Annotated in this window: 23 protein-coding genes; 4 read left to right on the top strand and 19 right to left on the bottom strand. The window is 32.0% G+C overall.

Features of this window, described 5'->3' with window-relative positions; translation table 11 throughout:
• Nucleotides 1-14: 14 nt before the first annotated feature.
• The 3 genes from AB3G39_RS00790 to AB3G39_RS00800 are packed head-to-tail and all read left to right on the top strand — an operon-like array spanning nucleotide 15 to nucleotide 5,876.
• A complete protein-coding gene (locus AB3G39_RS00790) occupies nucleotides 15-3,104 on the top strand; it encodes a hypothetical protein (RefSeq protein WP_369765793.1) in 3,090 nt (1,029 codons plus the stop codon).
• Nucleotides 3,104-4,339, top strand: a complete 1,236-nt coding sequence (locus tag AB3G39_RS00795; protein ID WP_369765794.1) for a hypothetical protein — start codon at nucleotides 3,104-3,106, stop codon at nucleotides 4,337-4,339. Before AB3G39_RS00790 ends, AB3G39_RS00795 begins: the two co-directional genes overlap by 1 nt.
• Entirely contained in the window at nucleotides 4,323-5,876 is a 1,554-nt protein-coding gene (locus AB3G39_RS00800; protein WP_367773193.1) for a glycoside hydrolase family 2 TIM barrel-domain containing protein, read from the top strand. Before AB3G39_RS00795 ends, AB3G39_RS00800 begins: the two co-directional genes overlap by 17 nt.
• Here AB3G39_RS00800 and AB3G39_RS00805 read toward each other — a convergent pair.
• From AB3G39_RS00805 to AB3G39_RS00815, 3 genes are all read right to left on the bottom strand, one after another.
• The gene (locus AB3G39_RS00805) at nucleotides 5,859-7,061 is read right to left on the bottom strand and encodes a glycosyltransferase (protein WP_367773191.1); all 1,203 of its coding nucleotides are present in this window, start codon (nucleotides 7,059-7,061) and stop codon (nucleotides 5,859-5,861) included. The genes AB3G39_RS00800 and AB3G39_RS00805 overlap by 18 nt on opposite strands.
• Nucleotides 7,062-7,138: 77 nt before the next feature.
• On the bottom strand, nucleotides 7,139-8,419 hold the full coding sequence (locus tag AB3G39_RS00810; RefSeq protein WP_367773189.1) for an oligosaccharide flippase family protein: 1,281 nt from the start codon (nucleotides 8,417-8,419) through the stop codon (nucleotides 7,139-7,141).
• A 32-nt stretch (nucleotides 8,420-8,451) separates the two neighbouring features.
• On the bottom strand, nucleotides 8,452-8,742 hold the full coding sequence (locus tag AB3G39_RS00815) for an STAS domain-containing protein (RefSeq protein ID WP_367773187.1): 291 nt from the start codon (nucleotides 8,740-8,742) through the stop codon (nucleotides 8,452-8,454).
• Nucleotides 8,743-8,892: 150 nt separating this feature from the next.
• Here AB3G39_RS00815 and AB3G39_RS00820 point away from each other — a divergent pair, with 150 nt between their 5' ends.
• Complete coding sequence (locus tag AB3G39_RS00820) at nucleotides 8,893-10,953, top strand: tetratricopeptide repeat protein (RefSeq protein WP_369752999.1); 2,061 nt, start codon at nucleotides 8,893-8,895, stop codon at nucleotides 10,951-10,953.
• 174 nt (nucleotides 10,954-11,127) lie between these two features.
• On the opposite strand, the gene AB3G39_RS00825 is transcribed toward AB3G39_RS00820, so the two are convergent.
• From AB3G39_RS00825 to ruvC, 16 genes are all read right to left on the bottom strand, one after another.
• Nucleotides 11,128-11,484 (bottom strand): hypothetical protein, encoded by a 357-nt coding sequence (locus tag AB3G39_RS00825; protein WP_367773183.1) that lies wholly within the window; start codon nucleotides 11,482-11,484, stop codon nucleotides 11,128-11,130.
• Between the two features lie 229 nt (nucleotides 11,485-11,713).
• Entirely contained in the window at nucleotides 11,714-14,824 is a 3,111-nt protein-coding gene (locus AB3G39_RS00830) for an ice-binding family protein (RefSeq protein WP_369769638.1), read from the bottom strand.
• 125 nt (nucleotides 14,825-14,949) lie between these two features.
• Nucleotides 14,950-15,657, bottom strand: a complete 708-nt coding sequence (locus AB3G39_RS00835) for a LytR/AlgR family response regulator transcription factor (protein ID WP_367773179.1) — start codon at nucleotides 15,655-15,657, stop codon at nucleotides 14,950-14,952.
• Between the two features lie 13 nt (nucleotides 15,658-15,670).
• Nucleotides 15,671-15,988: an Hpt domain-containing protein gene (locus AB3G39_RS00840; RefSeq protein WP_367773177.1), complete on the bottom strand. Its 318-nt coding sequence runs from the start codon at nucleotides 15,986-15,988 to the stop codon at nucleotides 15,671-15,673.
• Complete coding sequence (locus AB3G39_RS00845) at nucleotides 15,975-17,012, bottom strand: ATP-binding protein (RefSeq protein WP_369752996.1); 1,038 nt, start codon at nucleotides 17,010-17,012, stop codon at nucleotides 15,975-15,977. The genes AB3G39_RS00840 and AB3G39_RS00845 overlap by 14 nt, the downstream gene beginning before the upstream one ends.
• Nucleotides 17,012-18,145: an FIST signal transduction protein gene (locus tag AB3G39_RS00850; protein ID WP_367773173.1), complete on the bottom strand. Its 1,134-nt coding sequence runs from the start codon at nucleotides 18,143-18,145 to the stop codon at nucleotides 17,012-17,014. Before AB3G39_RS00850 ends, AB3G39_RS00845 begins: the two co-directional genes overlap by 1 nt.
• 3 nt (nucleotides 18,146-18,148) lie before the next feature.
• The gene (locus AB3G39_RS00855) at nucleotides 18,149-20,833 is read right to left on the bottom strand and encodes a PAS domain S-box protein (protein ID WP_369765797.1); all 2,685 of its coding nucleotides are present in this window, start codon (nucleotides 20,831-20,833) and stop codon (nucleotides 18,149-18,151) included.
• 7 nt (nucleotides 20,834-20,840) lie between these two features.
• Nucleotides 20,841-21,383, bottom strand: coding sequence for a heme NO-binding domain-containing protein (locus AB3G39_RS00860; RefSeq protein WP_367773169.1), 543 nt, complete (start codon nucleotides 21,381-21,383; stop codon nucleotides 20,841-20,843).
• A gap of 3 nt (nucleotides 21,384-21,386) precedes the next feature.
• Entirely contained in the window at nucleotides 21,387-21,800 is a 414-nt protein-coding gene (locus AB3G39_RS00865) for a response regulator (protein ID WP_369752994.1), read from the bottom strand.
• 129 nt (nucleotides 21,801-21,929) lie between these two features.
• Entirely contained in the window at nucleotides 21,930-22,286 is a 357-nt protein-coding gene (locus AB3G39_RS00870) for an MmcQ/YjbR family DNA-binding protein (RefSeq protein ID WP_367773165.1), read from the bottom strand.
• 4 nt (nucleotides 22,287-22,290) lie between these two features.
• Nucleotides 22,291-22,644 carry a DUF4260 domain-containing protein gene (locus AB3G39_RS00875; RefSeq protein WP_367773163.1) on the bottom strand — a complete coding sequence of 118 codons (354 nt, stop codon included), beginning with the start codon at nucleotides 22,642-22,644 and terminating at the stop codon, nucleotides 22,291-22,293.
• Entirely contained in the window at nucleotides 22,641-23,042 is a 402-nt protein-coding gene (locus AB3G39_RS00880) for a GNAT family N-acetyltransferase (RefSeq protein WP_369765799.1), read from the bottom strand. The genes AB3G39_RS00875 and AB3G39_RS00880 overlap by 4 nt, the downstream gene beginning before the upstream one ends.
• Nucleotides 23,039-23,803 carry a cyclase family protein gene (locus AB3G39_RS00885; RefSeq protein ID WP_369752993.1) on the bottom strand — a complete coding sequence of 255 codons (765 nt, stop codon included), beginning with the start codon at nucleotides 23,801-23,803 and terminating at the stop codon, nucleotides 23,039-23,041. The genes AB3G39_RS00880 and AB3G39_RS00885 overlap by 4 nt, the downstream gene beginning before the upstream one ends.
• Before the next feature lie 40 nt (nucleotides 23,804-23,843).
• Complete coding sequence (locus tag AB3G39_RS00890) at nucleotides 23,844-24,128, bottom strand: GIY-YIG nuclease family protein (RefSeq protein WP_369765800.1); 285 nt, start codon at nucleotides 24,126-24,128, stop codon at nucleotides 23,844-23,846.
• 70 nt (nucleotides 24,129-24,198) lie between these two features.
• Entirely contained in the window at nucleotides 24,199-25,326 is a 1,128-nt protein-coding gene (hemW, locus tag AB3G39_RS00895; RefSeq protein ID WP_369765801.1) for a radical SAM family heme chaperone HemW, read from the bottom strand.
• Nucleotides 25,323-25,877 (bottom strand): crossover junction endodeoxyribonuclease RuvC, encoded by a 555-nt coding sequence (gene ruvC, locus AB3G39_RS00900; RefSeq protein ID WP_369765802.1) that lies wholly within the window; start codon nucleotides 25,875-25,877, stop codon nucleotides 25,323-25,325. Before ruvC ends, hemW begins: the two co-directional genes overlap by 4 nt.
• Between the last annotated feature and the right edge of the window lie 2 nt (nucleotides 25,878-25,879).

Genomic DNA, 25,879 nt, shown 5'->3' on the forward strand with positions numbered 1-25,879 from the left:
TAAGTCAGCTTTAAGTGGAGGAAAAAACTAACAAATATTTAATCGTTGCGCTATTGATAGGAGTCGTATTTCACTCCAGTGCTATTTTCTTTACTTTAGAAAATACATACGATGCTTTAATACATCTGTTTTTTGCTAACCATTATGCTCATAGTTGGTTTGAACCTTGGAATTACAGTTGGTACACTGGCTTTACAGTTATGGGTTATCCCCCATTAGTTCACCAAGCTATTGCATTATTATCTTTAATAGGTGGTTTGAAATTTGGGATGTTTGCCGTTGCAATAATTGGCGTAATCCTATTTATAACTGGTGCGTACCGTTTTTCTTTGCTCCTCACTGGAAATAGAAACGTTGCCGGATATACGGCACTAGTAGCTGTGTTTTCATCTTCATTTGTAGAAACATTACATATATTCGGTCAATTACCTAGTGTGATAGCCATGTCGCTATTAATGCACTCTTTCCCCGAAATATATCTTTGGTTAAAAACAGGTAGATTAAAATACTTTTTTACTTCATTGTCGCTTCTTGCAGTAACCATATGTTCCCATCATGTTACCCCTATTTTTGGAATGGTATTTTTTATTTTCCCATTAATAGGTATGGTCATTATGGATGTTTCTAGAGAAAAAACAGCCAATTATAAAGACATCACTTTTAAAATATTTTTCCAATCTTTCCTCCGTTTATTTAAAAGAATAGTCTCTTTTGGCGGTGCTTCTTTGATTTTAATTATAGTATGTATTTTACCCTATTGGATTAATTCAAAGAAAAACCCAATAACCCAAGTTCCTATTCCTCATGGAAGCAGGGATAATTTTCTAGAGGTAACTTCTTCCGGTTTGATGTTTTTTTTAATTCCTTGGGGAATTTTATTATTCTTTTTACCGTATCTTTTTTATCGCTTTTATAGTAAACGGTATTTGTTTTTTGGCTTGTCATTAACTTTATTATTAATATTAGGGACGGGTGGTACAACACCAATTCCATTAATGGTATTAGGTGAAAATGCATTTAACATACTTACTCTTGACCGCTTTACGTTATGGGCATCTATTATGTGTTTACCCTTATTTGGTGAATTCATATATCGTTTTGTTGAAGGGGACTTGAAAGATGCAATGCAAGCGCGCTTTGGACTCGTTTACCATAGAATCATTGGTGGTTTTATTGCAGGTACCTTTCTAACCATGGCTGTTTTTACAATTACATTAGGATACTTTAGACCGTTTCAGCCCCAAAAGATAAATACATTACCCATTATCAATTTCCTAAATCAAGACCAGCATGATCAATGGCGGTATTTACCATTGGGTTTTGGAGATCAAATGGCCACTTTATCTTATCAAACCAAAGCGTTAACCGTTGACGGTAATTACCACTCGGCAAGGAGACTTCCTGAATTGACATCTAGAGCTGTAGAACGCCTAGAAAATTCAAAATTTAGAGGACTGGAAGGGCTAGGTTCCCTACAACAATTCTTGACCGTTCCTGAAAAATACAATTTAAAATATGTCTTTTCGAATGATAAGTTTTACGACCCCATATTGTATTTCTGTGGTTGGCATCGTTTGTCACAGTTGGAAAATGGGATTATGGTTTGGGAAAAATTGAATGTCCCTCCCTTATCAAAAATACTTCCATATGAGGATGTTCCATTATATCAAAAATTAATGTGGGGAATTATCCCAATGTTAACTGTTGTGATAGCATTTGTATTAAACATACAAATGATGTTTTACAAAACCCTTAAACTAAAAGTTATTGAGAAACCTCAGTTTTTATCACTAGGCATTTCATACACCAAATTCTCCAATCGATTAATATCTTATTTACATGTATGGGCAGCCCTTTTATTGTTGGTTATAGGTTATTTTATCTACCAGTTCTATATCAATACGGCTTACCAAATAAGCCCAAAAAACGTAGTACGCTCCTATTATGATGCCATTGATTTTAAAGAATTCGAAAAGGCCTATTCCTTTATCAGTCCTGAAAGTAAATTGACGGTATCTCAATTTATGTTAGAAACATCAGTAGCCGATGGAATCCTAAACTCCTATGCAAAACTGGACGCCATAGAAGTAAAAATAATGGCACAAACCGAAAACGAAGCCATCCTGCTTGCCAAAACAAAATGGATTACTCCACTAGAGATTATAAATAAAGAGTACCGCCATGATGTCGTAAAAATAAATGGGAAATGGTACATAAAACCTAAAAAACTAGATTTAGATATCCCACCAAACCAGTTTTTATCCTCTAATACTACTGAATTCTTTAAGCACGGTCGAAGAGTTATATCTACTCAGCAAACCTATCATGATGATGTTTTAAAACAACCTGTACTTGAAATCCTTTCGGCAAATTTAATCCAGCTTGACAAACAATATATCGTAATTGGCGAAGTCCAAAACGTAGACAACGTACCCGCAGATGTTGTTTTGAAAGCAACTTTATATGATAAATTAGATAAAAAGCTAGCCTCTTTTAATGCCAAATTTGTAATCAAACACAAATTGATGCCTAAAGAAATAACCAGCTTTAAAGTTAATTTTGAAGAAACAGCTTGGTTAAAAATGACCGATGTAAAACCTACCACTTTTAATCCAAATGAGTTTACTCCATTAGAAATAAAACGAAACCCTGTAAACTTCAATATTCAATGTGCTGGAAATGTTGCCATTACTGACTTATACACTCAAGTGGCCTTATCTGATTTTGAAATAAGTAACAACAAAATCAAAGGGACATTGTTTAATTATGGCATTCAAGAAGTAACCATTCCCGGATTATTAATCTCCTATTACAACAGTGACAAAAAATTGATTTATGTAGATCATTTTTTTATTCGTGAAGGAGTTAGAGTGCAACGCAAACAATATTTTGAATATAATTTATTAAATTTAGAGAGATTAACTCTTATTCAGTCTTCTTTAAAGAACTGTTTTGTCAATGGATTACCAAATGATGTTATTGCGAAAGAAGTTGTTCCTAATAGACGATTGGATCAAGAAGGAGAACAACTCCAAAAAGTAAATGGAAAAGGATTTAGCTATATAAAAGTAGAAATCAATAATTATATTGGAAATCCAAAATAATGAAGAAAACAATATACATCGTACTTTCCTTCGCTCTTTTGCTTTTATTCGCATTTGAGATGGCTGCTTTTATTGCAAAAGAAAATACTATTTATTTGAGCTCAACAAATAAAGTATTTGTTGCTGGAGACAATATGAAACTAACCTTTTCTTCAACATCAAAAACGACTATACCACAACTTTTCATCATTCATTCGTATGGAAAAACTATTATAGATGGAAAAAATTCTAATGGGAAAATCACCTTTACAATTCCTACAGTTTACACAAAAAAAACAGGAACTGTTTCTTGGTTTTTAATAGACAACGAAAAAACAGTTACAAACGGTACATTTGAAATAATTCCAAATGAAAAAACCAAAACTCAGATGGAAAATTATCTGGGCCCAAGAAGTATCTTGGCTGGTGGAAAGGAATTTACAATGATGGTTGCAGTTCCTACTGACGGATTTGACAATCCAAAATTAGAAAATACGCCCGTGGTTATAAAACATCAATTTTTAAACAATGTAACTACCATTTCAAAAAATACAAAAGACTTTATAATTTGGGAAAATATATATTCGAATACTCAATCAGGACAAATTCTGGCTTCTACAGCCTGTAAAAAAACGGTCACTAAAGAAATAGAAACCGAAGTCTATCCAAATATAGCCACTGATTTTTCAATTTATTATACCAGAAATCACGATTATGCAGATGGCAATCAAATTACAACTCTAACTACTTCACTGATTAAAGATGCGTACAACAATACTGTAAGTGATGGAACTATGGTCGTTTTTCACATTACTACCAAAAACAATATGGCGTTAAAAACCTTTGGCACCACTATAAACGGAATTGCTTCAGGACAAATCCTTCATCCAGACCATCCAGACCATTATAGCGTAAAAGGATATATCACAGGAATTGCAAAAAGTAACATTTTGGAAATTGATTACAAACCCATACTTTCTGACTTTACATATTCTTTTTCTGATTATAATCGAAAACTTACAGTCGGGCCATTAAACAGCTTTATGGGACAATTAGTACCCGATGGAATTAAAGTAGTTCTAAAAATATTCCATGATAATCAATTAATCAGCAGTTTACAAGAAGACAGCTCAAAAGGAATGGTACAATTTTATATTCCTTCGGACTTTTATAAAGAAAAAAACTATCGCTTTGAAATTCAAACTCTAGGTATTATTAAAAAAACTGAAACTAAAAATTATGTCTATAATAAATAACCGAAGCGTTTATAGGACTATTCTAATTGTCTCCTTTATTTTATTGAACCTTTTATTATTACTAGGAATCAATAAGACCTTGATATTTTTAAATACAGGTGCCGAGAGAATTTCAATGCTCCATTTAGAAAAAGAAACCATTAATACGTATTTACCAAAAACAATATGGGAAACTGTTACAAATGTGGGTAGAGCAATGGAGGCCAACACACTTAAAGAGGTAGAAAAAGATTATCTTTTTTCATGGGTTGTTAAAAACAAATCTTTTAAAGACAACACTAAAGAAGGCATTGAAGATTATTATACCCAAAATACCCGTGCCAATCTATACAACACCATCAATTACAATAAAAAAAATAAAATTACTATTGAGAGCACTACATTAGAGCATCATCCCACATTAGAATTTTATAGTGCAGACGGGCAGCTAGTCGTTTTTACGGATAAAAATGTAGTCGAATTTCAAAAAATTTACCAACAAGATAAACTAATTACTACTGTTGAAGATACAGCGACTTATAAGGTAATGATGCTTCTTGAAGATGGGTTTTGGAGAGTGAGGCATATGCAAAAAATGGAAAAAGAAACTTTAGCTGCAGATACTATAAAATCGCATCCTACTTATACAATTCAAGGTAAAAACATGCTCAAAGACAAAGTCAATTATACGATTAAAGGAATTAATTATTACCCAAAAAATTCGGCTTGGGATACTTTTGGACCACTATTTAACATCGATACCATTGCTAAAGATTTTGACATTATCAAGAAAGCAAAACTTAATTCCATTCGGATTTTCATACAGTATGATGACTTTGGCAAAGCCGATGTAAAACAAGAAAAATTAGACAAGCTAAAAAAGATATTAGATTTGGCTGAATCCAAAAATTTGGCTGTAATCGTTACTCTTTTTGACTTTTATAGCGATTACACGTTAGAAAACTGGACGTTAACCCACCGTCATGCCGAAAAAATAGTTTCCACATTCAAGAATCACAAAGCTATTTTGGCCTGGGATTTAAAAAACGAACCCAATCTGGATTTTGAAAACAGAGACAAGGATAATGTACTCAACTGGTTGAACCATATGGTTGCTGTCATTAAAAAATTTGACCCTAATCATTTAGTAACTATTGGTTGGTCTAATGCCTACGAAGCAACACATTTATCCAATAAAGTAGATTTTGTATCCTACCACTTTTATAATGCAATCGAGGATTTTGAAAAAGAAAATACTACCTTAGAAAAAGCAGTAAAAAAACCAGTAGTAATTCAAGAGTTTGGTGTTCCTTCTTATAATGGCATATGGAATTTAAGAGGATATAGTGAAGCAGATCAAGCGCAATACCATAAAAAAATGCAAGCCTTATTCAAAAAGAACAAGCTTGCATTTATGTCGTGGACTTTATATGATTTTCCTCAAGTTCCAAGTCAAGTGGCTGGGAAATGGCCTTGGCAAAAAATCAGACAGAAAAAATTTGGTTTCTTAGATAGTAAAGGAAATAAAAAACCATCCTTTTTATATATTACTTACTAATTGTCCTTCTAATTTACTGTATTCAATTTGTCTAAAGCTTTCCATGTACATTCCAACAATTTTATCCATTGATAAGGCGCTTGCGGCTCTATAATTGGTTTTGGCCAGTTGCACTCTGTACTCATCATTATTAAGAATGGCTGAAATGGCTTTTGCTAATGACTCTGCGCACTCTGGATTGAAAAACTCACCATTATACCCTTCTTCTTTAACTAATAGGCTTAAATCCCCTAGATCTGGCATTACAACCGCTTTACCATAACTTCCTGCTTGGTGCAATACTCCAGAACTTCCTGTAGTTGAAGTATAAGGAAATACTACCATCGTACTGTCATTAAAAATATTTTGAACCTCATTTTCTTCTACATACCCTGTAAATGTAATCCCAGGAACATGTGCATATTTTTCTTGTACTTGTTCTAAATAACCTGGAGTGTTAGGACTATTTGTCCCCGCAATCACAATTTCGATCGCTTCAGTTGATTTTTTTCTGATGATTTCAATGGCTTCAATTAAAATTTCTACTTTTTTATACGTTCCAAATTTTCCAAAAGCCATAACTTTTTTAGGTCCAGCTGGTAATTTAAAATTAGGTGTTTGTGGTTTTTCAAAAGAACCATGAGGAATCAATGATACGTTTTCACTTTTATATTTATCTCCTAACACATCAACGTATTTACTGATCGTAACGGCAACAATATCTGCTTTAAGGATGCATTTAGTTAGGTTAGTCCCAATGAAGTTGTAGATTTTTGAAGCTAATTTATTCTTGGTAAAACCAGCACTTTCTAAATCTACTTGTTCTAATATGTTATGCAATAAAACAACTGTATTACATCCTAATAATTTTAAAAACATAGGAATTAACAATCCCATTGCTGCAGGGATTTTTTTATCACCAAATTTTACAAACTGCAAATTGAATAAAACAGCATCTGGTTTTTCTTTTAATACCGTTTTGATAATGGTAAAGAAGTTAAAATAACTATTAAAAGACCAACAGTCTTTAACATTAACTTTATTACTATTTTCAAAATCCAATTGTTTTGGTTCTTTTGTTTTATCTGTTATTAAAACCAATTCCGATACATCTTCATTCTGTACAAAATTCTTCACTAAGTGATATCCATATTCATTTAAGGTTACTTTACTTGGTGGAAACGACGTTATAATAGCTACTTTCATATTTGTTCTGTTTTTAATTACAGTACGAATATCTTTATTTTACAAGGGCTATTTTTTAATTTTCGGTGAATGGAAACTTAGCGTAGACGAACATTCTTTTTGTTCTGATAAAAGAAAAACGATAATTGGGAAAACAACAGGATAACCATAGCAATGATTTGTACATGAACCACTTGTTCTAGTGAGTCATGGAAAAATACAATCAACCCAATTTGAGTTAATCCTATTATTGCCGAAACTACAACTGGAATGTATTGATTTATAGATAAAAAATAATAGGCAAAAATATTAGCTATGGCAAAAATTGAAGTAGCCAAAGCGTATTTCCATAATAAGAAGGCTATAGAAAGGTATTCTTTTCCAAACATTAAGTTCACTACCGTTTCTGGAAAAAGAAAAGTGACCAAAACAATTACAGTAGATAAAACAGCAATATAAGATACATATTTCATTAAGAGAGGTTGGGTTTCCTTTCCGTCCTTTTTTAGCTGAATTACTTTGGGCAATAACAACATCACAAACATCCAAGCGACAAAGTAAACGACCCTACCTATTAATGCCAATGAAGCATAATATCCTGCCTGCTCATTATCAAAATAGTGTTTTACAAGTATGATGTCACTGTTGTTGATAATGATTTGTGTTAGTTCATAAAAAGCAGTTAACATGAAAAAAGTAAAAACCCCTTTACTATCAATTAAATCATCTGCAGAAACCAACTCTTTCTTAATTTTTAAATCTCCTACAATATTTTTTTGAAAAGGATAAAGCCCAAAAACAAATGATACCGTAATTCCTGTTGCTACTATGATAGAAGGTGGAAAATCAGGAAATAATAAAATAGCCGCTATGGTAAGCAATAATCGGCTAGCCATTTCGGTTTGATAGGTAAAAGCTAGTTTGTTCATTACATTTTGGCCTTGATACAATCCCCTATTGATACTCATTAAAAAATAAAGAGGAATTCCAAAACTAAAAATCACGAACATTGTTGCTGTTTTAGTATGAAATAATTCTTGCAGTTCTTTATTAAAAACAAATATTAAAACACCTATACATACCCCTGTCAAAGCTGCATATTTTGTAATGCTCTGTGTAAATAAGGATAGTTTTTTATCTTTATATAAAACGGCATACTTGGCCGAAACGATTTGAAAAGTCATTCCCACAAAGGATAAAATCAATAAAAAAGTGATTAAAATAGCTGCATCTGAGAAAGCGGCTGGTCCTAGTATACGGCCTAACAATAAATTATATAGATAATTCCCCCCGTTTACAAAAAGAATTGTAACCATAAAGAGTTGTTCTGGACTTAATTTTCTTGGGATAGCAGGAATTGTAAAAGAAGCTATTTTCATTTCTATTAATTTTTTAAAAATTACAAAAAATATTAAAGCAAAATATCATTTAAATTTAATGAAGTAAAGAGGTCACTTACCTTTTTATTTTCCATCCCTACGATATAAAACATCTTGTCATTTCCCCAAGCTTTATTATATAATGATTCTATGCTTTTTACAGCCTCACTATCAATTTCTAAAACTTTATTTAAAGAAATAACAATCCCCTTCGAGAAGTTCAACAAAGTCTCAATATGGCTTTTTAGAGCATTCCCATTTTGCGAAACTAACGTCCCATTGATTTCATAAACTCCTGCATTGTATGTGATTTGAATTGCCATCTTATTTGTGTTTATTTGTTAATACTGACACAAATATCTTTCGAATTCACATGAAAGCATTTAATTCTTCGATGAATGGCAAGTTGCTGTAGGTGAAATATCACAGCTTTATACTTAACTTGCATCTATATAAATCAAGAATCAAAACGAATGAAAATATTAAAACAAACAATCTTTTTTCTGCTCCTTATTTTAAGTAATGTAACAAACGCTCAAGATATGAGTAAAGGGTTCAGTAATCTGGAAAAAGGAGAATTTGCTCAAGCGGAAGTATTCTTCAAAAACATTTTAAAAGACTATCCTCAAAACAAAACCGCTCGCTTGTGTTATGCTAGAGCAATTGGTCTTAATAAACAAGCCGAAAAAGCCTTAGATCTATTTATAGATTTAAAAAAAGAAAATCCTGGCGATCTGGAAATTGAACTCAATTATGCTGAAGCCTTACTTTGGAACAAAAAATTTGATGAAGCTAAAGTCTTTTACACTGCTCTTGTAGCAAAAAACCCAACTAGTTTTGTAGCTCACCTTGGGTTTGCAAATACATTATCGAATCTAAAAGAATTCAAAGAAGCTTTAATCAATGTTAATAAAGCATTAGAATTATCTCCTGCCAATCCTGGCGCTTTGATTTCAAGAAAATACATTAAATTAGGATATGCCAATCAAAAAGTAAATGAAAAAAGCTACACAGAGGCCGATGCATTTTACGATGAAATCTTAGTGGACTTTCCTAATGATAAAGAAACCTTGTTAAATAAAGCCAACTTATATTTAATCACCAAAAACATCACAAAGGGAAAAGAAACGTATAATATAATTGCTAAAAACGACCCTATTATTGCATTAAATGGATTGTCTTTAATTGAACATATTGATGGAAAAGACAAACAAGCGTTGACACTGGCTCAAGAAGCAATTCAAAAAGCACAAAATACAAATGACGAAACCATAAAAAAACAAACACAAGAGCGTTATGTACAAGCGTTAATATGGAATAAAAAATACACTTTGGCCGAAGCCAAAATAAACGAACTGAACACCAAGTATGCCAATGAAAATTGGTTATTAGCACTTTCAGCAACTTTAGCAATATACCGCAGTGACTTTAAAGACAGTATAAAATACTATTCAACAATTTTAGAAAACGACTCCAAATCATTTGATGGAAATCTAGGAATTGCTAATGCTTATTATGCTTCAGGAGAAGTTTCAAATGCAGTTGCTGCCGCAAATACAACATTGGAGATTTTTAAAAACCAAAATGACGCTATGAATTTCATGAAGAAAATCAACCAAGAATTCACACCCTATCTTGAAGAAAAATTAAGTTACTCATTTGATAACGGCGACAATACAGCAAAAGCAACCAGAACATTAATTTCACTTCCATTATCTACAAAACTTACCATAAATACAACATACCAATATCGCGAAACGGAAAACACAACAACTAAGGTAAGCGCAAAAACCAACGATTTTCTATTGGGAATTGATTATAAGTTCCTGCCTAAAATCAGTTATACTTTGGATGCTGGGGTAACCTCAGCCAACTCAAATACGACTAAATACAATCAATTATTGATCAATACTTATTTTAAAATCAAACCTTTTAAATTACAAGATTTAGAAATTGGGTATAAAAGAGAAGTTCAAAATTTCAACTCGGATTTGATTGACAAACAAATTGCTGCCAATAATTATTATTTTAACTATAACATGGGGACCAATTTTAATTTTGGTTGGTTTACCCAATATTTCTATACTTCACAAACGGATAACAATACAAGAAACCTTTTGTTTACTTCTTTCTATTATAATTTCATGTCTAAACCTGTGTTGAAAGGGGGACTTAACTATCAATATATTGCTTTCAAAAACCAAGTTCCAACGGATTATTTTAGTCCAAAGAAATTCAATGCTGTAGAACTTTTTTTAGAAATACTAAAAGACGAAAAAATTGTAGAAGCAAAGTCGTGGTTCTATAATGCTAATGTGGCTACAGGTTTTCAATTTATTGAAGACAATAGTAAGCAATGGACATACAGAGTACAAGCAAAATTTGGTTATAAATTCTCAGATCGATTATTGACTAACATTTATGGAACCCGAAGTAATATTGCCTCCACTACAGCCGCTGGATTTACCTTTAATGAAATTGGATTGCGATTAAAATGGAGTTTGTTTGACAAGCCTATTTTTAAATTAAATTAAAACAGAGCCACATAATAAAAAGATTTACTCCCTAATTACCCCCAAAAAGTAACGTACTATTTGGGGGTAATTTTTTGTTTAAAATAAACATTTGAGGAGTTATACAGCTAAGGTTAAACTGTATTTAATATTCTATAATTTAACTATAATTAGCACTATACTAAGTAATTGATTTTAAATTACAAGTTGAAAGTCCGTACTTTTAAACCCTATGGATTCTCTTACTTCATCAGTATTGGGCAACATAAAACAATCGTTGTTTTCAACACGGCATTGAATTAAAAATGGTTGAATTTGAAAAAGTTGTACTATAATTGTTTCTTCCTTTTTCACATACTGCTCTAATTCAAACTTACTTTTAGGTCCAGCCCAATCTACATTATAACAGTAGCCTATAGCACTTTTTCTCACAAAAGTAATGTACTCATCATTTAAAATAGACCATTTTATGGAGACTAAAAAACACCCATTATCACTATCCGAAAACTTAGATGCCGTATCTTTATTTACTTTAGGTTCTAATATTTTCATCCTTTTCTTATTAAATTTCTTTACCTAAAATAATAAAAATCAGCTCAAATACATAATTAAAACGATTAAATACACTAATACGATTTAAATGTACTTTTTTAGCTACAAAAAATTAAAACACCAGTAACAATCAAATATTTAGATAGTAGCGTAATGAAATGTATAGCAATTAGGTCAATAAAAAAGGCTGCCCGTGGTTGGCAGCCTTTTAAACAAAAATCTTAATTAACTAATTGATTAAAAATTTGTTTTGGAATTGTTCTTTTTCTTCAGTAGTTACAATAAATAAATAAACTCCTTTACTCAAGTTGTCTAATCCCATTGTAATCTCATTATTATAAGGAATAACATTTTTACTACTTACGATTCTTCCTGTCATATCTACAATTTGTACATGAGCACTTTCGGTAACCTTAGGCAATACAATTGTCGTAGATTGCACACAAGGATTAGGGTAGATGTAAATATTTTTAGCATTAGAAGTAACAAAACTAGGTACGCTTAAGGTGCTTGCATTTTTAAATGTTAACTGGGAAACGTTAACTGCAAACGGTTGAAAAACCTTGTAATCTCCTTGAACAGAAAACACAATCCCTTTGATTTTTTCATTAGTGTATTTCTGCCCTTGAGGATTTGTAAACTGATCTAATAGAATATTCATTTCGGCAGTAGAAGTATTTACAGGTATTTGAAAACGCAATCTGTTATTCCAGTCTGTTGTATTTTCCGTTACCAAAACAACCTCAATAGGCAATGAATTATGAACCGCAAAACCTACAGTAGAATATAAACTAGCATCAAATACTAATTCACCAGGAAGAATGTTTCTAAACACATTCAATGTACCATATAGCTCTCCTGTAACAGATGTATTTCTTTCAATACCATATTCATCTGTTGCAATAGCGTCATTAGCATCATTGTCAATCCCATAAGATGTAATTGTAGTCTCCGTTTTAGAATAATCTAAACCCCAAGGGCCATCTGCTAAATATAAGGCGTCTAGCTGTTTTGATGTATCCCCAATTATTGAAAATCCAATGTCAAATAACCTTCCTAATTCTACTTCAACATGCTCTTCGTAAGCACCAGTTAAAGATATATTTTGATCCACAAAATCAGAAGTAGTCAATTCGGTTGTTTTTTTATTGCCTTGAAAAGACACATTGGTATTTTTAGATTTATTAATTAATGTCAAATACAGTTTACCGTTACTATACAACCCTTTTTTTACAAAAACAGTTGGAATTCTATTATCAACTGCATCTGAAGACAAGGTTCCTTGTTGTTGAAATTTAGTTAGAATAGCATTTGTAATGCTACAAATTTGTCCCATTGATGAACCCCAAACTTGAAAATTAAGGTAATCTCCTTTCGGATATTGGTCAATATTCCAATAACTATGTAGTTTATTTTCGGCACCTAAGTCTTGGATCGAAAAATTCAAAGCATATTCCATCTCCCCATTGGCTCTTTTTAATTTGGCCATAATTATTTCGTACCCATTTAAATTAATGGTTCTAATATCTTCCAAAGAGGAATTATTCAAACGATCACAAATTGCTTTTGAATGTCCATAAATAGATCCCGTAGTTGCAGTTGCTAATACAGCTGCCAACCGGTTATCACCTTCATAATAATCAACTGAATATACTTGACTAGCATTTGTAATTCCAATTAAATCAGTAGGACTGGAAACATAAGTTGTTTCTGTACCAAACATACCTGTATTTGGGATAATGGTTGAAAAATCAACACTTGAACCTGATGTTTTAGCAGTGATGGAAGAAGAAATGAACTTTTTTTGTGTTGTTTTTTTATCAGCAAAACTGTTAGCCTTGATTCTGTTAAAATTTCTTTTAGCAATTAATGTAGCCAAATCACCATTACTCTCCAAACCACCGTTATTACCCGACGTCACCTTTGCCGCAATACTCACATCAGCAACATTATTAATTCTTATCGCATCAAAAGGATTTGCCGAAACGTAAAAAACCGCATCATTAAAATCATTATCACAAGAAGAATAATCTCTTCTAATATCTTCAAAACCAAGAATAATTCTCTCATTAGCAGGATCGCTTAAAAGCACGTTGTGCTGTCTTAAAGCAGCCGTTGCTTCTGGATTAAAATTAGGATTAGAGAATAACTGCCATAATCCTGGAGTTACTTTAGTTCCATCCCATCCATTGGCTAATAAAACCCAACCAATCCCTGTACCAGCAGTAAAAGTTCCAATCTTTACTTTATTTCCCGCAATTAAACTCCCACCACTTCCAGCTCCAGATACGTTAGGAAAAACTATCGTTATTTGATCAACTGTTGGTACAGTGGTTGGTGGATTATTTATATCGTATGTATAAAAACCAAGCACATTTCTATATCCTGCCCCCTCACTAATAAAGGTAACCCATACATCAGCTGCTTTTTCCAAAACTAAATCCGTATCATAACCCGAAGAAATGTATTGTGGGTTATAGACTGGAACTGGAAAACTTTCTGGTAATGAATTTTTAACTAGATCTATCGTTGATGAATTTACTACGTCACTCGTTGCAAAATATTGTGGTGTTCCATCTGAAGTATAGGGACCTAAAAAGCTATAAGATAAATGTACTGGAGGAATTGTTGCTATTGTTCCATATACAGAAACAGCTCCAACATTAGAAAACATCCTTCCGTTAAGAATACCACCCGCACCCATAGAAACCGCGCCATCATATCCAATTAAAGTACCATTCATAGTAGTACCCGCAGCCATAGCAATTGCCCCGTTTGCAATCCAAATAACATTGGCTGCTACAGCACCATTCCTCAAAGTAACGGTAGCGCCAGCAGCTGTCGTAAGCGCTCCTCCAATTTTAAAAATAAACAAAGCATTTGGATTTCCTTGAGCATCTAACGTAAGAGTACCAGCGATGGATGCTGCTGCTCCAGCAGAATATACACCTGGAACTAGCGTTTCTCCATTTCCGTAAATTGTGCTGTGGGTTGTGTTTGTTGCTATAGTATTTTGCAATTGAATACAAACTGCTTTCAAGTCTAAAGCAGCTTGTGCTGTAAGCGCATTTACATTTTCTATAGTTCCATCTATTGTTGTAGGAGATTGAAATCCAGTTACTGCTCCAATATTTGCTCCAACATTTCCTTTTAAAGTAGAGCTTCCCGTATTTGATACTGCTCCATTTCCAGAAAAAAGTACAAATTTAGCTACCGATCCAAAATTTGGTGCGGTTTGAGCACTTAATTTACTTACAAATCCAAAAAGCAACAAGAAAGAAATAAAAGTAAAAATACCTAAAAAAGAATTTCCGTTTTTATATTGAGTAGAGTTGATCATAGATTTCAAGTTTAAATTATCTAAATTTATTACTCGAAATTATGAAATCAATGTGATCTAAAATTAACTATTAGTTTAGTCCGTATTTACTATAGTTGAAATGCGGTTTAATGACGATGAATCGATTATAGTAGATTTAACCTTTTCATTAATTCAGGTCTATTGGCCCGGCTTACAGGAATTACATCTTTGGCAATTAAGACACTATTATCTTCAATATCAATGATTTTTTTAGTGTTAATTATAAAAGAACGGTGCACTTTTAAAAATAAATCTTTAGGTAATTTATCTTCAATCTTTTTAAGCGTAGAGTGCACAATATAATTTTTACCCTCCGTTTTTATATGAATATAGTCTCCTTTGGCTTCAACAATATTAACAGAAGCCATTTCAATTTTAATCAACCTTCGGTCAATATTGATATAAAATTCATTTACGTTGTCCTCAGCAACAACGGTAGTTTCTTTTGAGTTTGAATTTATTTTATATGCGCTTGCTTTTTGAATTGCTTTTTGAAAACGCTCTTCAGTAATAGGTTTTACTAAATAATCTACTATACATTCATATTCGAATGCTTCTATGGCAAAGTTTTTATCTGAAGTAACTAAAATTACTTTGGGTGGATTTTTGATCGTTTGAATAAAATCAAAACCAGTAAAATCAGGCATATGAATGTCCAAAAATATTAAATCAACATCATTTTGATTTAAATATTTGATAGCCTGCAAAGCATTTGAAAATTCACTTTCAATTGTTAGCTCTGTATTCTTTGAAATGAATTGTGCAATAATTGCTCTTGCCATTTCTTCATCGTCAATTATAATGCAATTCATAAGTCAAAGAGTGTTACAAATGATCTACAAATTCTTCCATGCTTTTTAAAATATTTTCAAAATCAGCATTCAAATCTGTTGAGTTCTTTTTTAAGTTATTTTCATATTCTTCAGCAATATAATAACTTTTTTCTAAACCAAGTATAGATATTTTATGTTTTAATTTATGTACAGATTGTGCCACTAATAAATAATTGCCCTTTTTAAATTCTCCATCATAAACTATAATTTCCTGTGGTAGCTCTTTTTTGAGAATCCCTATTATTTTATTCTTAAATTCCAAATTGTCTCCTGAGAGCTCGTTTATATAATTCAAATTAGGCTGTTCCATTTTCTTTAGCTATTGTAAAATAAAAAATTGTTCCACTATTTTCTTGGCTTTCAAGCCAAATTTTCCCTTTATATAAATCTATAATTTTTTTCACAATAGAAAGTCCAATTCCTGATGAAGGATCATTGTTTTCCAATTTAGAAAAAATATCGAAAATTTTAGTTTGATATTGTTTTGGTATTCCTATTCCATTGTCTTTAATGAAAAAACAGAACTCATTATCCTTTTCTGAATGACCAATGTCAATCAAAATCTTTTCTTTATCATTATATTTTAAGGCATTTTGAATTAGATTTTGAAATAACTGTTTGAATCTAAAGTCATTACCATACACCTTAGGTAATTGATTTTTTACAGTAACATCAGCATGATCCGGAATATGAATTGTTCTTAAAATCTCGTCTACCAAATTATTCAAATCTATTACTCTATTCTCTGCCTCTTGTTTTTCTATTGATGAATAATCTAAAATTCCTTTAATCAATAAATCCATCTTCTCCACATTAGAGAGTATTAGATTTAACGATTTAATATTAACTTCATTCATCATTTCTGGGTTATCCTCCATAAACCAATTGATTAGCGTGTCAATACTTCGCAAAGGTGCTTTCAAATCATGTGAAACCATATGAGCATACTCATTTAATTCCTGATTTTGTTTTTCAAGATTCATTAACAATTCCTCTCTTTGTTTATTGATTTTTACAATTTCTATAGATTGTTGTTTAATGTAATCCGACGAATTAAAAACGGCTGTTTTTGAAACAATTCCTTCGTCAAGGCTCATTGAATTAAGAATAAATTCAAGGTTTTTATTCACTTCTTTTAGACTCTCTGCCTCATCTCGTAATTTTTGATTGGCTTCAAAAAGCTCATCAGAACTAATTTTCATAGCTCTTTGCAATAATGCGATCTGATCTTCAAAATTTTTGTATGAATCATCAATTGCATCTAGAAAAAGATCCAGATCATTCAATCCTCCTTTTAGTTTTTTATCAATTTGCCTTTTTAGTAATGGGTTCATTATTCACTTATTAAGGTTAATGTCATTGTTTGATTGTGCAGTTCACAGGAGGCACTTCCATTAAAAGGGGCCATTTCTCCATAGGAGTAAAACCCCGTCATTGGTATTTTCTCTCCAATTGACTCTCTAACTTGCTCAACTTCTTCTTCTACCCTTTGATTCATCACTAATTTTCGGCCTATACAACTAACCAATATTGCAATTTCTGGAGCGTTCCTTCTGTTTTTCATAGCAAATTCAGCTGCAATATGTGCTCCATTTGCAATACCATCAACGGAAGCCATCATTAATTGAACTTTTGAATTCATTGGAACATCTCCCGCTAAAGTCATGGAATGATTCTCGTTATCAATATTCAAAATCGTACGCACTACAGGTTCTTTTTTTCCTTCAGGAGTTACATTTAAAGGATATAATAGAGAAGCTTGCGGTAACTCTTCCGCTTTATCACCTAAGTATTTTTTATATAAATCTAGCGCAGGCTGTCCATCAATTTCATAAAGAATATTCGCTTCTGATTTTGTTATTATGCGTTCAGGTCCAAACGGAATCCATCCGCCAAAGCTAGCATAAGAGACTTCCAAAGTTTCGCCATAAAACCCAATTAAAATAACTTCACCTTCTTTTGGATTCTCTTTATAGGAAGCTAGAGTTTTTTCAAAACGGGCATCATCACCACACATACCACCTGTTATAGACACTGCTAAATCAACATCACTTTCTAAACCGTTTATTAAAGAACTTCCATTTACAAAACTCCCTTCTGATAAAACAAATAAGTGTTTTAAATTCTTTTTTGGAATTTTATGATAGAGTGTTTCACCTAGTTTTTTTGCGTTTTTATCATAGTCTAGAATATTTTCTCTTTCAACAATAAAGGAACCTTTTTCAAATTCAATTGCAGTTACAGAGATCGAATTGTCGTTTACATTACAACATAATATTTCTCCCGATGTTGACCCAAAAACAATATGTTCATACGGGAATTCTTGCCTAATATTATTTATGATTTCTTCCTTTTCTAAAAGAATTCGATTCCCAAAAACCAATACTAAAGGGTTGTTTAATACTTTTTTCGGCTGAAAATAGTTCCATTCTTGATTTTCAATTTTAGAAGCTTGAATGATTTTCATTATTTATTTATTAAGTTTTATGAAAAAAGTTGAACCTACTCCTTCTTCACTTTCAATCCAAATTTCTCCATTATACGTTTCTATAATTTTTTTAACTATAGATAAACCTAGTCCTGTTGAATGTTCATTTGTGGAATACGACTGGAAAGTATTAAATATTTTATCGTGGTGTTTTTTTGCAATTCCAACCCCATTATCTTTAATAGAAAAAACATAGTAAGAATCAAATTCTTCCGAAGAAATCTCAACTAAACCTACTGTTCTCTCAATATAATTTACAGCATTCCCAATTATGTTTTGAAACAATTGCTGGATCCTATACCGATCAGCATTAATTACTGGCAAGGTGTTTTTTATAGTGATCGTAATGTGCTGGGGAATATGGATAATATCAATTATACTTTGAATAATTTGTTGTGTATTTACCTTTTCAATGGCCATCTCTTCTTTATCAATTTTAGAATAAGTCAAGATTCCTTCAATTAAATGATCCATTTTTTCTACTTTATTTTCAATCATTGAAAAATACTGTAAGGTTTGCTCACTAAAGGCTTTGTCATTATCTTCTTTAATCCATGAGATTAAAGAATGTATACTACGCATAGGTGATTTTAAATCATGTGATACTATTTGTGCATAATCCTCTAGTTCTTTATTTGATTTTGCTAAACTGGCTACTAATTCTTCTCTTTGATTTTCTAATAATTTCTTATTGGTTATGTTCTCTTCAATTGCAAAAAACCGAACTATTTCTCCTTTTTTATTATACAAAGCTTGACCTTGAATTTTTACCCAATATTTCTCTCCAGCTTTGGAATAATTTATAATTTCACATGTAAAAGGTTGTCCTTTTCTTATTTGATTTTTCAAATAATGAACTGTTTCTAGATTTGTTTCTTCCCCTTGTAATAAATGGCCTGGTTTTATTCCAACCAATTCCTCTTTAGAATATCCAGACATTTTTTCAAAACTGGAGTTAACCCATTCAATTTTACCCTCTATATCTGAGATGATAACTGCATTTATATTTTTCTCAGCTATCAAGGATAACAAATAAAGCTTTTCTTCCTGTTCTTTCTGTTCCGTTATATCTAAATGAATCCCTATAGACCCTGTCACTTCACCCTTTATATCATAATTTGGTGCACCACTGACTAACCAATGTCTTAGTTCTCCACTTTTATTCTTTACCTGTATTTCATAAGAATCCGTAACCCCTTTAATCCTTAATGCATTTTTAGCCTTAATTAATTCCTTACTTTCATTTGTAAAAAGTAAACTTGATGCTTCTTTACCAATTAACTCTTTTAAGCTATATCCACTAAAATCGCAAAAACTATTATTGGCTAAAACAATCCTTTCATCTTGATCAACTTCAATCAAACCTAAGTTCATGTTGGCAATAATGTTACTGTATTTCTCTTTTTCGTTTCGTAATATCTCTTCGTGTTTCTTTTTTAAAGTAATATCTACGTACGCCCTAAGGTTTCCTTTATAAATACCATCTCTAAAAATAGGAATATAGCTTCGCTCAAAAAACCGACCATCAACAAGTTCCAACACTTCATTAAAAGTAGATTTTTTACTTTTAAAAACATTTCTAAGTCGCTCCGTATACAAATCTGGGTTTTTGAAAAATCGTTTAGAATCTTCTACTGAATTTGAACAGTCCATCCCTATTAAAACATCTGGATCTTCTTCAAAATCAAACATGGAGCAAAATTTTTTATTCGTCAATAAAAGCTTTCTGTTTTCATCTTCTAAAATAATACCCGTTTGTAGATTCCGTATTAAAAATGAAAGTCGATCCTCTGATTCAATTAATTTAAAATCAGCATTCTTTTTTTCGGTTATATCTTCAATCATGGCAAAGTATTCTAATACTTTTCCATCGGAGTCTAATATAGGTTGCCCCTTAGTTTTAACCCAAAAGTTATCACCGTTTTTTCGGCGATGAAGGTGTTCAACATTAAACAGATCCCCATTTATGAACGGAACTACCATTTTAAGTAACTCTTCTTCACTGGTTTCATCACATTTACCAAGTTGAATAGGTGTTTTCCCAATTACTTCCTCTCTTGAAAAACCAGTCAATTTTAAATAGGATTCATTACACCAAAAAATTTCACCATTAGGTTTAGTAAAAACAACTCCATTCTCATTAGCACTTGCCACAAGTGATAGTCGATTTAACTCCTCTTGATCGCTTTTTAATGCTTTTTTTTGATTATTAATTTTAATTAATAATTCTTTTAATTCTTGGGTAGTAATTTCTTGCGTCTTTAGCACATGTAATAAATCCAATAAAGGATCATGGAAAGCAAAATCGTGTAGTGTTAATTTTCTTTCCCTCACTTGATTCATAGAAACAAACCACGGAGATCCAACAAATAAGATAGCTCCGTTATGTTCCTGAAATTGGCCTCTCAAATCAATAGATTCAGCCGTTGCTTCTATTACTACTAATTGATTAAAAATAGCTACTAAGTTTTCAAAAGTAGGAGTGTCAATCTGGGGTCTTTTAACTCTAAAAGAGGTCGCAAAATCATCATTCAGTCTAATCAATGGTAAAGTCTTTGCTAAACTTTTACCAAACCCTTTTATTTTTAAATCTGAACTAATTAGAATATAAAAAGGGAATAGTTTATTGAAACTATCTTCATCAAAATTAAATTCTACCTTTTTCATCCTTTTTTTACCAAATTACATTAAAAATTTCATGTGGGCTGCCTTCGTCACGACTTTGGATTAAATTAATAGTAACTGGCGTATTATACATTATCCCTAATCCTTGAATTAAACCTCTAACAAAATCTTGAAGCCCTTCTCTTTTTGACAAATAATGTAAATTAATACTGTTTTTAGTAATATCGCTTACTTTAAATTCCGGAGGTGTCAATTTAGGGTAAATAAGCATGACCCGATTATGGAAGAGTGGTAAATTTATTAAAAACTCTCTTAAATCATCTCCGCCGGCTTCCATTAAACCACCATATTTTTCTTTAGTTGTTTTTATAACCCACCATTCACCAAATGCAATTAAAACGGCACTTAATGTCATTCCCATTTCTTCAGAAACGGCCTGAGCTAACTTAAAAGTAATGTCGTCATCATAAGGTTCGCTACTTATAAAATAATCAATATCTATACCGCTACGAATTTTAATAGCATCCCATTTATCTTCTCCAAAATTAGCAACAACCAACTCTTCAATTGCTTTATTTACAATTCCGTACATATTTTACTGAGATATTAATTCATTACAACTCCAATAGTCGATTAATTTTTTTATTCGATCCACATAATCATCATACTTAAGAGGTTTCAATAGATAACCTGCAATTCCTATTCGATAACATTCCATAACATCCTTCCGATTATTAGAAGTTGTTAAAATTACAGATGGAATATATTTTAAATGATCATCTCCTTTTAAAATCTCTAAAAATTCAATCCCATTAATTTTAGGCATATTCAAATCTAATATAATGATATCCGGTATGATCTCTTTAACCTTTAAAATGGTTAGTGCTTCTTCACCGTTATTTGCTTCAATTATTTTATGTTTTAAATCCATCGTACTTAAAACTCTATTGAATTTCATTACTTCAATTGCGTCATCTTCAATTAATAAAATATTTAGGGATCTGTTCATTTGTTTTATATATAATTCGTGGACTTTAAAAGTACTATAATTATAAAAACAATGAATTTAATTTTCGTTAATTAAAAAAATACTATAGTTCAATCGTAATAAAGTGTCGACGAATGGTTTTACTCTTTTTTAAATCTCTTCTTGAATTTTCTTAGTCAAACTCTTAAAAACCAAATCATACGAGTGATCTATTAACTCTTTAACAAGCGTATCTGGAACTTCTTGATTTATAGCAATGGTATTCCAATGTTTCTTATTCATATGAAACCCTGGCTCAATAGCTTCGTACTGCGCACGTAATTCCTGTGCATAATCCGGATTACATTTTAAATTGACAGACGGCTCGCCAATTTCCCACTTTTTTAAAGAGCTTAAAGCAAATACTTTCCCCCCAACTTTAAAAACTAAAGTGTCTTCATCAAAAGGAAAATGGTCCGTCACACCTTTTTTAGACAAGCAATATTGATAATAACTTTCTAAATTCATAATTTTATTTTTTACCTATTTCACCTAAATGTGTAAATTTAAATCCAGTATCATATTTTAACCCATATCCAAACATTCTATCCATGGAAGAATGGGCAAATAAAATAATCCCAATAAGCTGAACAACTTGATTCGAACTGTAAATTCCAATTAAATAAACAAGTACAGCAATACCTCTATGATGAAATAAATCATAGGCCACAGCTCCAGATTTATTACCAAAAGCATAACCAATCATAGAGAAATCAGGAACCAAAATCAGAACCAAAAACCACCACCAAGCATAATCCAGTTGGCTGAAAAGAAAGATTCCAAAAACGAATAAGCCTAATTCTTCTAGTTTGAGTATTGTTTTCATTTGATTGTTTTTTCCATCATCTTTTCTGGACATGCTAATGCATTGAATCCAAATTTTTTATATAAAAAATGGGCGTCAGATGTGGCCAAACGCCAAATCTTTACCTCTTGCAGTTTTGGTTCTTTCATCATCTCTTCGATTAAAAGAGAAGAATACCCTTTGCCACGATGTTCCTCAGTGATAAAAACATCCATCACATAAGCAAAAACAACATAATCCGTAATTACCCTGGCAAAACCAATTTGCTGGTCATTTAAATAAATACCAAAACAAAACGAATGGTCAATCGTTGTTTGAACTTCTTCGATTGTACGTCCGGCGGCCCAATAAATGTCTTTCAAAAAGTGCTGAATGAAAGGAACATCTAATTTACTTTTTACTGTAGAAATGGTTATCATATTTTATACAAAACGGGTTTACTGGGACTGGCATCATTTTCAAAAGAGGCAATTTGTAAGTTCAACAAATAACTTCCATCCTGCACTTCATCAGCAACAAAAATCATTTCGGTTATGGTACTATCCAATCTTGCATCTGCATTCAAATTTTTAACATCCGTTACATTCCAAAAGGCTTTGTGAGCCAAAAGTTTCCCCTCATCTTTTTCTTTATCTACACTTGGTAAATCAATCAATAAATGTTGAATGCCGCTTTCGCAAATGAAACCTGCCGCATCTTCAGCCAAATAGGGCGGATTCGTATGGGAGTATTTTTTGGAAAGTTTGTTTACGTTATTAGGTAAAGTTCTAATTACAACAGCTTCAGGTGTTTTCCCATTTAAGGCATTTTCAATCTGATTTTTAGTGACTACCAAATCGCCATTAATCAATTCCGGCTCTACTGAAATCAATTCTGCTATATAAAAGAATTTTTTCAAAGATTGGTTTACACTATAAAAATCATGGGTAATATGACCCAAGCATTCCGTATGCGTACCGTGACCATGCGGATTGAATTGAATGTTATTGAAATTAGTTGAAGACATTCCTGATGCAACTTTCCCTATCCATTCATCAAATTTCACGGGTTCCATTACGGGTTTACTAATATACCACGCAATTGGATTTTCATCAGTATTAGTTAGTGGAATAGAAATATCAATGGGTTTTGACAAATCGACTTGAAATGTTGTATTGTTGTGTTGAATGGTAGTTTTCATTTATGCTGAATTTATTTCAGCATCTCATCTTGAGATACTTTTATAATATCAAATATAAATCTTTTAATTCAGGATTAGATAATTTTGCTAAATTCCATTTCCAATCTTTATGCCAATTCTTCAATTGTTTTTCTCTTTTAAACGCTTCCGAAGAATTACAAAATTCTTCAAAATAAATCAAAATAGTTGCATTATATTTTTTTGTGAAAAGCTCGCCAGTACCGTTTCTATGACAATCAATTCTGTTTTTTAAATTTTTAGTGGCGCCAACATATATAACAGTATGGTTCTTATTAGTCAAGATATATGTAAATCCTTTTTCCATAATAAAAATTAAAAAGTTTCACCCTAAAATAGTTCAACAGATCCTGAAACTAGTTCAACAGATCCTGAAACTAGTTCAGGATAAACAAATCACTTGCAATTCCATCAGTCAGAAACTTTCCTTTTTTAGTAGGTTTCAAAATGTTATTTTCTATCAAAAGTAAATCGTCATCCAAATATTTTTGTCCTTGTTTCTTTAAATAATCCAAATAAGTTGGTCCAAATTCTGATTCAATTCTGTCTAAAGAAACGCCCCAAATCGTTCGCAATCCTGTCATAATATACTCATTATATCGATCAGAAAGGGATAAAATTTCAATCTCATTTGGCAATTGATTCAAATTAATTGACTTTATATACAACGGATTATTAGCAATATTCCAACTACGAGAAATCCCATCATAACTGTGAGCTGAAGGTCCTATACCAATGTACTTTTTACCTAGCCAGTAAGCCGAATTATTTTTAGAAAAGTAATCTTCTTTACCAAAATTGGATAGTTCATAATGAATAAAACCATTTGCTTGAAGTGTTTCCACCAGAATCATAAAATGTTCTTGAGCGACTTCGTCATTTGGCTCTGCTATTTTTCCAGTTTGAATTAACTTTTTCAAAGCTGTTTTGGGCTCTACCGTCAAAGCGTAACTAGAAATATGAGGAATACCAAAAGACAAGGCCGTTTCAATATTTTGCTGCCATTTTTCATTACTCATTCCTGGAACTCCATAGATGAGATCAATCGAAATATTATCAAAACATTGCGTGGCTTCTGTCAAACATTTTCGGGCTTCCACCGAATTGTGCGCGCGGTTCATCATTTGTAAATCATCTTCAAAAAAAGACTGAATTCCAATGCTCAACCTATTGATTTTACTTTTCGAAAGCTCCAAAATTCGTTCGCTTGACAAGTCGTCCGGATTGGCTTCCAATGTGATTTCAGGATCTTCTATTACTGTATAATTTTCATAAACTGCCGCAATCAAAAAATCAATTTCATCCGAACTCATAACACTTGGCGTACCACCTCCAAAATAAATAGTCTCCACCTTCTCGTTACTTGATTCACTTTTGCGTAAGCGAATTTCTTTGACCAAAGCCAAAACCATTTCCTCTTTTTTCTTCATGGAAGTCGAAAAATGGAAGTCGCAGTAATGACAGGCTTGCTTGCAGAAGGGTATGTGAATGTAGATGCCGCTCATTTCTTAACTCGTTCTTCGTTTTGTTTTACAAAAGCATCCCAACCGATATAGCTTTTCGTGCCTACGACTTTTCCAGAATTAAAAAAGTGACAAACGGCTGCAGCTAATCCATCGGTTGAATCTAGATTCTTGGGTAATTCTTTCAAGCCTAATAATTGCTGTAGCATTTTGGCCACTTGCTCTTTACTGGCGTTTCCGTTTCCGGTAATAGCCATTTTTATTTTCTTGGGTTCATATTCCGTTATTGGAATATCTCTTGATAATCCCGCAGCCATAGCTACACCTTGAGCACGACCTAATTTTAACATTGACTGTACGTTTTTTCCAAAGAAAGGTGCTTCAATGGCAATTTCGTCTGGATTGTGGGTGTCGATTAACTCAATAGTGCGCTCAAAAATGATTTTTAGTTTTTGATAATGGTTATCGTATTTAGACAATTGCAATTCGTTCAATTGTACAAATTCCATTTTTTTATTGATAACACGTATTAAACCAAACCCCATTATGGTGGTTCCTGGATCAATTCCTAATATGATGCGTTCGTTTGCCATTA

Source organism: Flavobacterium sp. WC2416 (assembly GCF_041200095.1).
Classification (GTDB): Bacteria; Bacteroidota; Bacteroidia; order Flavobacteriales; family Flavobacteriaceae; genus Flavobacterium.